The following is a 12,643-nucleotide window of genomic DNA, read 5'->3' as shown; positions in this document are numbered from 1 at the left end:
GCTATCTCTATTTTTGTACTCTTTTTTACGAAACAATACAATTAGAATAAAAAATGGTACTGACACCCATGACTTAAGTCATGGCCATCAGTACCAAAAAGTATAGAACCAAAAGAGTTAGTAAGGATTTCCTTGCTAGCTCTTTTTTTGTGGCTTTTTACGAAGGTAGTGCAGCGCCCATGTGATGGACCAGTTAAATAATTAGCGATTTTACTTGCGTTTAAGCTAATTGAAAGGGTAACCTAACGCTTTAGATTATCCAGTGGTGAAAATCGCTATAGCATACTAAAAATGGGAGTGTGACCAAAGGCGTTTAGCTCCGATATAACACTAAAAAATCCCGACTGAATTTAAAAATTCGGTCGGGATTTTCGTATTTTATGCTAGTAGCTGTCTTTTGAAACACGTTCTAGCAGCAACTTATTACTAAATTTCACTGCTGTCACAGCTCTGTTTTGGTAATTAAATATCGTAATCGCTATCTTCCATAACTTCAACTTGGCCAAGACGGTAACCATTACCAACTTGCGAGAAGAAATCGTGGTTTGATGTTGAAGTTGAAATCCCGTTCATAACAACAGGGCTAACATCATCAGCAGTATCTGGGAACAATGGATCTTGGCCTAAGTTCATTAAGGCTTTGTTGGCATTGTAACGCAAGAAAGTGAGTACTGATTCAGTCCAACCAACACCATCATATAATTCGTGGGTGTATTTTTCTTCGTTTTCATACAATTCGTACAATAAGTCATACATCCAAGCTTTGATTTCTGATTGTTCATCTTCATTTAATTCGTTAAACGCAATTTGGAATTTGTAACCAATGTACGTACCGTGGACAGATTCATCACGAAGAATTAATTTGATGATTTCAGCCACGTTAATTAACTTGTTGTGGCCTAAGTAGTAAAGTGGTGTGTAAAAACCAGAGTAGAATAAGAATGTTTCTAAGAATACAGAGGCAATCTTCTTTTGTAATGGGGTTCCATTTTGGTAAATATCATTAATGCGTTGGGCTTTGTACTGTAAGAATTCGTTAGTATTTGTCCATTCGAAAATAGCTTCAATTTCTTTAGGTGCATTCAATGTTTCAAAGATTGAAGAGTATGATTTTGCGTGCACTGATTCCATGAATTCAATGTTGTTCAAAACCGCTTCTTCGTGTTGTGTCCGGATGTCGTCTTTAAGTGCTGACATCCCATCTTGTGATTGAATGGTATCAAGTAAAGTTAAACCACCGAAAACTAAACCAACCAAATCTTTTTCTTTTTGATCCATTTGACGCCAATCATCAAGGTCGTTTGATAACGGAATCCGGGTGTCTAACCAAAATTGTTCAGTTAATTTTTCCCAAGTTGCCTTATCGATAGCATCTTCAATGTTATTCCAATTGATTGCGATGTATTCTTTTGCCATTAGATATTCTTCTCCATTGTTAATTGATTCACTAAATTTTAGCCCGTCAACTTATGAATGTCAACATAAGTGGGGGAGGCTTAAAATTCAGTAGTTGTAATAAAAAAGGTATGAATTACGAATTTATCGCAATTCATACCTTCACTTTTAAGCTATGCAATTAGATTGAGCAGCTGACGCATTCGTTAACACCAGCTTCAGTGTCATCATCAGTAAATGTCCGCACGTAGTAAACTGACTTACAACCACGCTTGTAAGCGTAGTTCCGTAAGATGTTTAAGTCCCGCGTTGTCATCTTATCAGTGCGACCGTTCTTCCATTCGTAGAGGCCTTCAGGCAACGTTGCCCGCATAAAGAGGGTTAATGCCATCCCTTGGTCAATGTGTTGTTGAGCGGTGGCGTAGATATCGATAACTTTACGCATATCAGTATCGTAAGCTGAAACGTAGTAAGGAATAGTATCATCTGCCAAGTATGGGGCTGGATAGTAAATCTTACCAATTTTCTTTTCTTGACGTTCTTCAATCCGGTTTACAATTGGGTGCAATGATGAAGTTGCATCGTTAATGTATGAGATTGATCCAGTTGGGGCAATCGCCATCCGGTTACGGTTGTATAAACCATCTTTTTTAACGTCAGCAGCAAGTTGACGCCAGTCATCAGCAGTTGGAATGTGGTGACCTTCAAAAAGGGCCGCAACCTTCGCTGATTGAGGTTGCCAATCACCGTTAATGTATTTTTCAAAGTATGAACCATCAGCGTATTTTGATAATTCGAAGTCTTTGAAAGTTTCTTGACGTTCACGGGCAATCTTGTTTGATGAAACTAATGTGTAGTAGTTAACCATCATAAAGAAGACATTAGTGAAGTCCATTGAATCTTCATCCCCGTACATGATGTGACTCTTAGCCAAGTAACCGTGAAGGCCCATGGCACCAAGCCCCACCGCGTGGGCTTCATCATTCCCTTTACGGATTGAAGGGACAATATCAAGTTTTGACATGTCAGAAACAAATGAAAGGGCCCGCATCATTGTATCAACTGATTGACCAAAGTCACTCGTTTCCATCATGTTAGCAATGTTAATTGAACCTAAGTTACATGAAACGTCAGTTCCAAGGTGGTCATACATTTGCTTATCGTTAATCTTTGATGGTTCTTGAATTTGTAAAATTTCAGAACATAAGTTAGATGAAACGATTTTACCAGCAACGGCATTTTCACGGTTAGCCATATCAATGTTGATGATGTATGGGTAACCAGATTCTTGTTGTAATTTAGAAATTTCAGTTTCAAGGTCACGAGCATTAATCTTGTACTTGGCAATTTCAGGATTAGCAACTAAGTTATCGTATTCAGCCGTAATATCAACGTAGTTAAATGGTGTTCCGTAAACCCGTTCCACATCATATGGTGAGAAAGTGTACATTGGTTCGTTGGCTTGGGCTAATTCGTAGAACTTATCAGGAATGGTTAAACCAAGTGAAAGCGTCTTAACCCGAATTTTTTCATCGGCGTTTTCTTTTTTAGTAGCTAAGAAGTGCATGATATCTGGGTGGAAGACATTTAAGTACACAACACCGGCCCCTTGACGTTGACCAAGTTGGTTAGAGTATGAAAATGAATCTTCCAACAACTTCATAACTGGTACAACCCCAGAAGCGGCGTTGGCAATTCCTTTAATTGGCGCTCCAGCTTCACGAAGGTTTGAAAGGTTCATTCCAACCCCACCACCAATTCGTGAAAGTTGAAGGGCGGAATTGATGACCCGGCCAATTGAATTCATATCATCAGTTGATTGGATAACAAAACATGAAACCAATTCACCACGACGTGACTTACCAGCATTTAAAAATGATGGGGTCGCAGGTTGGTAGCGTTGGTGAATCATTTCATCAGCCAAGTGCATTGCTAATTCTTCATTACCATCCCCGTAGAAAAGCGCATTAATCGCTACCCGATCAGTGTAGCTTTCTAAATAAGTCGTGTTGTCATTAGTCTTTAATGCGTATTGGGCATAAAACTTGTAAGCCGCCATGAATGACTTAAATTGAAAATCTTGGTCCAAAAGGTAGGCGTAAAGCTTTTCAATGAAGCTAAAGTCATATTTAGCAACAAAACCAGGTTCAAGAAAATCGTTTTCAAGTAGGTAATCAAAACGATCACGAAGGGTTGCAAATTGCATGGTGTTAGGTTCAACATTTTCGGCAAAGAAGGCCGCTAATGCGTCATGATCTTTTTCTAATTGGATCCGATTGTTTTTTGGAATGTTAATTTGATTGTTTAAATCAAAATATGTAACATCTTTTAAGTCTTTTAAACTCATGTGTAAGCTCCCCTTATATGGTAATGATAGAAATTAGTGTGGCTAATTGGCAGCGCACTTTACAAATAAAAAACAACACCCTGTTGTTTTTGACACAAGATGTTGTCTTTAGCACGCGACTTTTAATTGAATACTTAGGCTAATTGTTGCAAGGCGTCTGGACGGAAACCAGCAATTGAATCAATATTAGCACCTTCAACAACTGGTACTGATTGGAAACCTTGAGCCTTTAAGTAGTCGACATATTCTGGGTTCGTGCTGACATTTTTTTCTTCAAAAGCGATGCCGCGGGCTTCTAAAAAGCGCTTTGTCATCTTGCATTGAATGCAGTTATCTTTAGTAAATACGGTTAAATTATTCATGTTATATACCCCTGTCCCTTTTTATTTCATCGATTAGTATAACAATATGTAGTGGCCGGTGCAATGATAAAAAACTATATATAGTGTATAGTGGGAAATAAAGTGATTATTTGCCTTACAGTAGCAAAGAGAAAAATTTATAAAAGGGTGTAAAAACTTTTCGCTAACAGTTATTATTAGATAGAAGCAAAATGAAGGGGGCCAAGCCCATGAATAATCACTACTATACAGAGAACCCAGATATTGTCCACGATGAAAAAACGTGGTCATTTAACTTATTAAACAACGAGATTAAGTTTACCACGGATAACGGGGTCTTTTCAAAACAAACTGTCGATTACGGGACACGCGTGATGCTTGAAGCATTTCGTGAAGACCACGCTCCGGTTGGAAAAATTCTTGATTTAGGGACCGGTTATGGACCAGTCGGCATTTCGTTAGCCTTAGCTTACCCAGAACGCCACATTGATATGGTTGATGTTAATAATTTAGCATTGAGTTTAGCCCAACGTAACGCCACTAATAATCGGGTGGCGGAACAAGTTAACGTGTTCCATTCAAATGTCTATGAAGATGTGACTGAGCAATATGCAGCGATTTTAACTAATCCACCGGTCCGGGCAGGTAAAGAAATTGTCCAAGCCATGATTAGTGAAGCGGTGGCACATCTAGTAGCGGGTGGAACTTTAACCGTTGTGCTACAAAAAAAACAAGGTGCGCCATCAGCTAAGAAACTAATGGAAGAAGTTTTTGGCAATTGCGAAATTATTCGTAAAGATAAGGGCTACTATATTTTAGAAGCCGTTAAAGCCTAACGGGTAAGTAGAATGCAAGAATTAACAATTGAAGAACAACAAAAATTTATGCGCGCTGCCTTAAAAGAAGCCGGTAAAGCTGGTGCAATTGGTGAAGTACCGATTGGGGCGGTGATTGTGCACGATGGGGAAATTATCGGGCGCGGTTTTAACTTACGTGAACACGCCCAAGATGCGATCATGCATGCTGAAATTATGGCGATTCAAGAAGCTAATCGGCGCTTAAAGTCATGGCGGTTAGAAGATTGTCAAATGTTTGTGACACTTGAACCATGTCCAATGTGTGCCGGCGCAATTATTAATTCGCGGATTCCCCAATTATATTTTGGTGCCCGTGATCCTAAAGCCGGTGTCGTGGGTAGTTTATATAATTTATTAACGGATGAACGTTTTAATCACCAAGTGGAAGTGCATGAACGGATCTTAGCTAAAGAAGCTGGAGAAATTTTACAGCAGTTTTTCCGCAAGATTCGCGCGCAACAAAAAGCCCGTAAAAAGGCCGCTAAAGCACAACAAACAAAAGATGCTTGATGTTGCTTAGAAAAAAGTGTATAATTTAAATCTGTAAGGCAAGGTTGTACTTCGAACCGGGTCAGGTCTGGAAGGAAGCAGCCCTAAGAATGCTGCAATTTGTGCTTTACATACATAGCTTGAGAAACGAGGTCAGAAATGGCCTCGTTTTTTTTATCGAAATTTGTAATGATAAATCAGCGATAGAGCTTTTGAATGTGGTAATATTGATAGAGTAATTATGAAATCTACGGGAGGTAAACAAATGGCTTATCAAGCACTATATCGGGTGTGGCGGCCCCAAAAATTTAGTGATATGGTTGGACAAGAAATCATCACTAAAACGCTGAAAAATGCGATTATTACGGGACAAACGAGCCACGCATATTTGTTTACTGGGCCACGCGGAACCGGGAAAACGTCAGCAGCTAAGATTTTTGCCAAGGCGTTAAATTGTTTAAACTTACACGATGGTGAACCATGTAATGAGTGTATTAATTGTCAGGCCATTAATAATGGTTCATTAAATGATGTGATTGAAATTGATGCGGCCTCAAATAATGGGGTTGAAGAAATTCGTGACATTCGTGATAAGGTTAAATATGCTCCGACCCAAGCGCCATTTAAAGTTTACATTATTGATGAAGTTCATATGTTATCAACCGGGGCCTTTAATGCCTTGTTGAAAACCTTAGAAGAACCACCGGCCCAAGTAGTTTTTATTTTGGCAACTACTGAGCCACACAAGATTCCCTTAACGATTATTTCACGAACCCAACGTTTTGATTTTCGCCGGATTGGGACAACTGCAAGTATTGCCCGTATGGAATATATTTTGGAACAAAAAGGGTACCAATATGAAGCCTCAGCCTTAAAAGTGATTGCCAATGCAGCAGAAGGTGGGATGCGGGATGCCTTAAGTATTCTGGATCAAACACTCTCGTTTGGGGATGATAAAGTCACCTTAGCAAATGCGTTATTAGTGACGGGTGCGGTTAAGCAAAGTTTATTAAATGAATACGTAACGGCTGTGTTAGCTGAAGATGTGCCAACTAGTTTGCAAGTTTTAGAATCAATCCTGCAAGAAGGTAAGGATGCGCATCGATTCATTGAAGATTTAATTAGTTATATTCGGGATTTATTATTGGCAAATCAAGCCCCTGACATGGTAACAGTCACGCCAGATGAAGTATTTACGGCTTTGAGTAAGCAAGTAACGCCGGATTACGCCTATGCGGTGATTAATGTCTTAAATGATGTCCAACAACAGTTACGGTTTACCACGCATCCGGATGTCTATTTAGAAGTATTAACAGTTAAATTAGCTAGTCTAAAAACGATTACGTCACAACCGATGCAGCCGGCCGTTCAACAACCATCAGTGGCCAAGCCCCAAAGTCAAAGTGGTGCTGTGCCGACCACTCCAGCAGCTAGGCCGACAATTGCTAGGGAACCTGTGGTAACGACGCATGTGCCACGTGAAACATTAATGGTTAAGGCTGAAATGCCAGCTAGCTTACCAGCTGAACCGAGTCTCCTTGCGGAACCGAAGCAAGCAGAAGTAATGCCGGTTGAAGGGGCTCGTAATATTCCCGTCAGTGGACCGGCTGGACCAGTTGTAAATACCGCCACGACGGGTAAAATGGCCTTTGATGGTCAAACCGTTTTTACGATTTTACAAGCGGCAACTAAAGGGGCGTTACGCGCAATTGAGGATAATTATCCAGATTTACTTAACATGTTAAGTGTCGTTGAGATGGCCAAGTTAAATCAAGCTAAACCAGTCGCGGCGAGTCCTAATGGAATTGTTTTGGCATTTAGCCAACCATATATTCATCGGTTGGCCCAACAAGATGCCAATTTGCAGCATAATATTTTACAAAGTTTAAATCGCTTAACGGGTGAGACCTTAACGGTGGCGTTAATTACAGATGATCAATGGGTTCAGTTGCGGAACAGTTATATTAGCCAATATAAAGAAAAAATTGCGGTTAATGAGATGACGGTGCCCCAATTGGCTGAGTTGGCAGTCGAAACACAACCGCCAGTTGAAGGCCCAGTGACGGTCGCTGTAACCCCAACCGCCGTTGAGCCAGTAATTGAAGAACCGGCATTAATTGCCCAAGCAAAAGATTTATTTGGTGACATTGTTACCGTTGAAAATGATTAATTAATGAAAGAATGAGGAATGATAATATGATGGGTGGAAACATGCAAGGCATGATGAAACAAATGCAAAAGATGCAAAAGCAAATGCAAGCCGAACAAGCAGAGTTGGAAGCAACTGAGTTTGTTGGGGTAGCACCTAGTGACATGGTTAAGGTTACGTTTACTGGTGATCGTAAGTTAAAGGATGTTGTTATCGCACCAGCAATCGTTGATCCTGACGATGTTGATACACTACAAGATATGTTAGTTGTTGCGATTAACGATGCGATGACAAAAATTGATGATCAAACTGCCCAAACAATGGGTAAATACACTCGTGGTTTAGGCTTCTAAGCTATTTTTAAAGGAGGGGCCGATGCAATATCCAGAACCAATTGCCCAATTAATTGAAAGTTACATGAAATTACCCGGAATTGGCCAAAAATCAGCAACCCGGTTAGCATTTTATACCCTTGGTATGGATGAAGAGGATGTGACTGGTTTTGCCCAAGCCCTGATTGCTGCCAAACGTGATTTACAATTTTGTAGTATCTGTGGCAATATTACCGAAGCTGATCCATGTGTTATTTGCCAAGACCCTAGTCGTGATCAAACAACGATTCTAGTCGTTGAGCAATCTAAAGATGTTATGTCTATGGAAAATACCCGTGAATATCATGGTTTGTATCATGTTTTACACGGGGTTCTATCACCGATGGATGGGAAAGGTCCCGATGATATTAACATTGCGAGTTTAATTAAACGCCTACAAGAAAATGAAAGCATTACCGAAGTAATTGTTGCGACAAATGCAAATGCGGAAGGTGAAGCAACGGCAATGTATTTAGCCCGGATGTTAAAACCAGCAGGTATTAAAGTTACCCGGTTAGCCCATGGGCTAGCAGTGGGAAGTGATATTGATTACGCGGATGAGATGACATTAATCAAAGCGGTTGAGGGGAGAACTGAGCTATGAGTCGCTTAAATAAAAACAAGCAACCAGTAAGTCATTTGGCCTATGATGGTATGTTAATGGACCAAGTTGATGAAGCTAAAATCGATTGGGATTTAGCTAAATCATCGGAACGTGCAATGACGGAAAGTAACTATGATGGCCGGTTAATTCAAGCCCAAACCGCTTTAGCAAAGCAGAAATTTTTTTATTACTATCGTGAAGCTCGGCGCCGCCAAATTAAAGGCCGGATTCAACGCAGTGTCTTTACGATTGATTAAGTAGGAGAATCGGATGGCTAAAAAGAAAGCAACCCCGCAATCAGGTTTTGCATCAATTATTGGTTTAATTATTTTAGTGGCCTTAGCGGCAAGTTGGTTTACTGGTGGCCAAGACCATCAACCACATCAGCGCCATACCAATCAAGCAACCTCAGCCGTAAGTCGGGTAATTGAGCAATCATCTTCACAAGCAACAACATCTTCAAGTGCAACGACTAGCAGTCAAGTGCCAACCCCAAAACCAACGCCAAATAACTTAGCACAATTGAACTTTAGTGGCCAACAAATTATTCAAGTCAATAATGGCCAACCGAGTTTTAGTGCAAATGAATTAGCGACTAACCGGGGGGCGTGGGCGACATACCAACCACTTGATAATTTAGGTCGGGCGACTGGGGCGAGTGCTTTATTGAATAAAAGTTTGATGCCGCATGCTAAGCGCCAACGGTTAACGGTTAATCCGACCGGCTTTAAAAACCGGAAAGTACCAATTAATGGTCATATTGAATGGTTATACAATCGCTCACACTTGATTGGGTATCAATTTACGGGCCAAAATAATAATTTGCAAAATTTGGTGACCGGGACCCGTTCATTAAATGATCCAGGCATGTCATATTATGAAAATATGGTGGCTAGTTATTTACGTAGTCATCCCAACGATTATGTACGCTACCAAATTACGCCCTATTATCGGGATCAAGAACTTGTTCCGCGCGGGGTGCAAATGCAAGCCGAATCAATTGGTAGCTCAACAATCCGCTTTAATTTGTATATTTTTAATATTCAACCTGGGATAAACATTAACTATCAAAATGGCTACTCAAGTACGAACTAACATGTTAAAATAATTTAAGCAATGATATAGACAAAGTAGTTAATCAAGTCTCGATACAGAAAGTTAGTGGTTGCTGTGAACTAACCGACCTTGATCCAACGAAGTTACATCTATGGAGCACAAACGGTTCGTCTCGTTATCGACGCCTAAGGCTACAACTGTAGTAAATTAAGGTGGTACCACGGAATTAATTCGTCCTTAAGTGCATAGATAATGCGCTTAGGGACTTTTTTTATGGAAAAAAGGAGAACTTAAATGGAAATTTTTGCTGATTTAAAGTGGCGCGGTGCCATTAACCAATTAACCGATGAAGACGGCTTACAAAGCCTATTAAACGAAAAACAAGTCGGAATGTACGCTGGGATTGACCCAACAGCAGATTCAATGCACATTGGCCACTTGATTCCTTTTATGGTGTTGAAACGGTTCCAATTAGCTGGTCACAAACCAGTAATTGTCATCGGTGGGGGAACTGGTTCAATTGGTGATCCATCTGGTCGTAATTCAGAACGGGTTTTACAAACGATGGAACAAGTTATGCACAACGAAGCCGCCTTAACGGCGCAAATGGTGCACTTGTTTGGCACGGAAAACTTCCGCGTGGTCAATAACCGTGATTGGTTAGGTAAGATTAGCTTACTTGATTTCTTGCGTATTTACGGTAAATTATTTTCAGTTAACACTATGTTGGCTAAAGATGTCGTAGCTTCACGTTTAGAAACGGGAATTTCATTTACTGAATTTACTTACCAAATTTTACAATCAGTTGATTTCCTTGAATTATTTAAACAAGAAGACGTACAACTTCAAGTTGGTGGGGCTGATCAATGGGGTAACATTACAGCCGGAATTGATTTAATTCACCGGATGGAAGGTAACGATGCCAAGGCTTATGGTTTAACAATTCCATTGATGCTTAAATCAGACGGAACTAAATTTGGTAAAACAGCTGGTGGGGCCGTTTGGTTAGATGCTGAAAAGACATCACCATACGAATTCTACCAATTCTGGTTTAACCAAGAAGATGCCGATGTTATCAAATACTTGAAATACTTTACTTTCTTGTCAAAAGAAGAAATTGATGCCTTAGAAGTGGCTACCCAAGAAAACCCACGTGCACGTGAAGCGCAACGGAAGCTTGCTCAAGAAGTAACCCGTTTTGTCCATTCACAAGCCGCCGTTGAAGAAGCTGAACGGATTTCAGCAGCGTTGTTTTCTGGGGATGTCCAAGATTTAACAGCGACTGAAATTGCCCAAGGTTTCGCTAATATGCCATCATTTGCATTGACTAGTGAAGTTAAAAACGTGGTTGATTTTATTGTTGATGCTGGGGTAGATGCATCTAAACGCCAAGCCCGTGAAGATGTGACCAATGGGGCTATTCGGATTAATGGGACTCAAGTTACGGATGTTGAAGCTATTGTTGATCCAAGTGCCATGTACGATGGTAAATTTGTTATTGTGCGTCGTGGTAAGAAGAAGTACTTCTTAGGCCGCGTTCAAGATTAAAAGAGCGTGTGCTAAGCTCCGTTTAAATATGCTCCGGTACAGAAAAATGTGGTTGTGACATTACTCTTTTCTAGTGGTAATTTGCTGCTAGAACGTGTGACAGAAGTCCGATATATTCGAAATACGACAAAATCCTCTATGAAGAATTTTCTTCATAGAGGATTTTTAGTGTATTTCTCGATATCGCCCGACTTCTGTCACACTCCCGTTTTTGTGTGTGATGTTAGTATTTCGGTCATCACGTACACGGTCTGTTATTTCTGCATTAAATGCTGGTCTAACAACGCCAAAATATTTTGTTGAGCCGGAGTTAAGACATGTGCGGTTCGATATGCAATACTAGTGATAAATTCTGGTTGATCATCATCAAGTAAATCAAGGGCGACCACGTCGGTGCGTTGCTCACTAGTGATGCTTGCTAGAAATGAAATGCCAAGATTAGCGGCGACCATATTAAGCACTAAGTTAACATCAGTTGAGCGAAAAACAGGATTTAAACGCATATGATTACGGTTGGCCAGTTTGTTAATGGCTTGGGTGTGCACAAACCCTTCACTTAATAAGATAAAGGGTAAGCCTTTTAAGTCTACAAAGTGGACCGCTCCTTTGTTTGCCAAAGGATGGTTTTTGGCCACAAAGATTTTAAAGGCGTGCCGATCAAACTCTTTAGTTATTAATGATTTATATGAGAGCGGTTCATCTGACCCTAGTAAGGCAATATCGATTTTACCGTGTAAAAGGGCTTTACGGAGGTCATTTGAGCCACTTTCAATCGTTTGAATATTGTGAAGTAATTCTAGCGAGCTTAATTAACTCGCAATTTTGGTGAAGTAATAATTACGAATGATAGGAGGTAAACCAAGCGTAATTTGATCATTGTTTAAGCGGCTGATTTCATCTTTAGTGACGGCCCATTCGTTTAAAATTTGATTGGCGTGTTTATTAAGTTGTTCACCGGCTAAAGTGATGTAGAGATCGTTATGTGAATGGTCACGCACCACTAATTGGGTCGCTAATTCTTCTTCCAAACGTTTAATGGCTGCACTAATCGTTGGTTGGCTGACATTAAAAAAAGCGGCAACTTTTGAAAAGTTTTTTTGCAAGATTAATTGCTGATAATATTCTAGGTCTCGAATATACATGGTTACTCCTTGCTATGACTGTTTTTTTTTAGGTGATATAAAAATCATTTATAGTTCGTGTTTAATTTGACTATACCGTAATATGAGGTATATATTAGTTGATAATGAATGATTGTATAAGAAAAAATAATTAAAAAGTTAGTTTAAACTACTAGAAACGGTCTGATTAATATTTGTCCAAGTATCATGCATTTTACTATGCTGACAATAAAGTCATGTACATTTCATTGTACCACTGATTTTAGTTGTCACGTAAACGGATGTAATCAGACGGGATAAATTTAGGCGAATAATTTGGCAGTTTGGTAACATAATTATGACGACTTATACAATGAATGTAAGTT

The 12,643-nt window shown here is 39.8% G+C and carries 13 protein-coding genes, 1 other RNA gene and 1 other annotated feature; of the genes, 9 read left to right on the top strand and 5 right to left on the bottom strand.

Annotated features, from left to right (window positions below; translation table 11 throughout):
- Nucleotides 1–462: 462 nt before the first annotated feature.
- From nrdF to nrdH, 3 genes are all read right to left on the bottom strand, one after another.
- The gene (nrdF, locus tag LQZ76_RS05710; protein WP_230098792.1) at nt 463–1,416 is read right to left on the bottom strand and encodes a class 1b ribonucleoside-diphosphate reductase subunit beta; all 954 of its coding nucleotides are present in this window, start codon (nt 1,414–1,416) and stop codon (nt 463–465) included.
- A gap of 160 nt (nt 1,417–1,576) precedes the next feature.
- Nucleotides 1,577–3,742 carry a class 1b ribonucleoside-diphosphate reductase subunit alpha gene (gene nrdE, locus LQZ76_RS05705; RefSeq protein WP_230098791.1) on the bottom strand — a complete coding sequence of 722 codons (2,166 nt, stop codon included), beginning with the start codon at nt 3,740–3,742 and terminating at the stop codon, nt 1,577–1,579.
- 134 nt (nt 3,743–3,876) lie between these two features.
- Nucleotides 3,877–4,104: a glutaredoxin-like protein NrdH gene (gene nrdH / locus LQZ76_RS05700; RefSeq protein WP_230098790.1), complete on the bottom strand. Its 228-nt coding sequence runs from the start codon at nt 4,102–4,104 to the stop codon at nt 3,877–3,879.
- A 209-nt stretch (nt 4,105–4,313) separates the two neighbouring features.
- On the opposite strand from nrdH, the gene LQZ76_RS05695 reads away from it, so the two are divergent.
- The 9 genes from LQZ76_RS05695 (at nt 4,314) to tyrS (ending at nt 11,157) form a co-directional block, all read left to right on the top strand.
- Nucleotides 4,314–4,919 (top strand): class I SAM-dependent methyltransferase, encoded by a 606-nt coding sequence (locus tag LQZ76_RS05695; protein WP_230098789.1) that lies wholly within the window; start codon nt 4,314–4,316, stop codon nt 4,917–4,919.
- Nucleotides 4,920–4,931: 12 nt separating this feature from the next.
- Nucleotides 4,932–5,450: a tRNA adenosine(34) deaminase TadA gene (tadA, locus tag LQZ76_RS05690; protein ID WP_230098788.1), complete on the top strand. Its 519-nt coding sequence runs from the start codon at nt 4,932–4,934 to the stop codon at nt 5,448–5,450.
- Nucleotides 5,451–5,475: 25 nt separating this feature from the next.
- An RNA gene (ffs, locus tag LQZ76_RS05685) (signal recognition particle sRNA small type) lies at nt 5,476–5,573 on the top strand.
- Between the two features lie 121 nt (nt 5,574–5,694).
- On the top strand, nt 5,695–7,599 hold the full coding sequence (gene dnaX / locus LQZ76_RS05680; protein ID WP_230098787.1) for a DNA polymerase III subunit gamma/tau: 1,905 nt from the start codon (nt 5,695–5,697) through the stop codon (nt 7,597–7,599).
- 26 nt (nt 7,600–7,625) lie between these two features.
- The gene (locus tag LQZ76_RS05675; RefSeq protein ID WP_230098786.1) at nt 7,626–7,931 is read left to right on the top strand and encodes a YbaB/EbfC family nucleoid-associated protein; all 306 of its coding nucleotides are present in this window, start codon (nt 7,626–7,628) and stop codon (nt 7,929–7,931) included.
- Between the two features lie 22 nt (nt 7,932–7,953).
- Entirely contained in the window at nt 7,954–8,553 is a 600-nt protein-coding gene (recR, locus tag LQZ76_RS05670; RefSeq protein WP_230098785.1) for a recombination mediator RecR, read from the top strand.
- Nucleotides 8,550–8,810 carry a YaaL family protein gene (locus LQZ76_RS05665; RefSeq protein ID WP_230098784.1) on the top strand — a complete coding sequence of 87 codons (261 nt, stop codon included), beginning with the start codon at nt 8,550–8,552 and terminating at the stop codon, nt 8,808–8,810. The genes recR and LQZ76_RS05665 overlap by 4 nt, the downstream gene beginning before the upstream one ends.
- Before the next feature lie 13 nt (nt 8,811–8,823).
- Nucleotides 8,824–9,648, top strand: a complete 825-nt coding sequence (locus LQZ76_RS05660) for a DNA/RNA non-specific endonuclease (RefSeq protein ID WP_230098783.1) — start codon at nt 8,824–8,826, stop codon at nt 9,646–9,648.
- A gap of 12 nt (nt 9,649–9,660) precedes the next feature.
- Nucleotides 9,661–9,851: a binding site (T-box leader), on the top strand.
- A gap of 52 nt (nt 9,852–9,903) precedes the next feature.
- Nucleotides 9,904–11,157: a tyrosine--tRNA ligase gene (gene tyrS, locus LQZ76_RS05655; RefSeq protein WP_230098782.1), complete on the top strand. Its 1,254-nt coding sequence runs from the start codon at nt 9,904–9,906 to the stop codon at nt 11,155–11,157.
- A 254-nt stretch (nt 11,158–11,411) separates the two neighbouring features.
- Here the strand turns inward: tyrS and LQZ76_RS05650 are convergent, their stop codons facing one another.
- Nucleotides 11,412–11,930, bottom strand: coding sequence for a LysR substrate-binding domain-containing protein (locus LQZ76_RS05650; RefSeq protein ID WP_290368169.1), 519 nt, complete (start codon nt 11,928–11,930; stop codon nt 11,412–11,414).
- A 36-nt stretch (nt 11,931–11,966) separates the two neighbouring features.
- Nucleotides 11,967–12,299 (bottom strand): LysR family transcriptional regulator, encoded by a 333-nt coding sequence (locus LQZ76_RS05645; protein WP_230098781.1) that lies wholly within the window; start codon nt 12,297–12,299, stop codon nt 11,967–11,969.
- Nucleotides 12,300–12,643: the final 344 nt, after the last annotated feature.

Origin of the sequence: Periweissella ghanensis, from assembly GCF_918814755.1 — a bacterium.
Lineage (GTDB): Bacteria > Bacillota > Bacilli > Lactobacillales > Lactobacillaceae > Periweissella > Periweissella ghanensis.
This window is presented reverse-complemented; position numbering and strand designations above follow the sequence as displayed.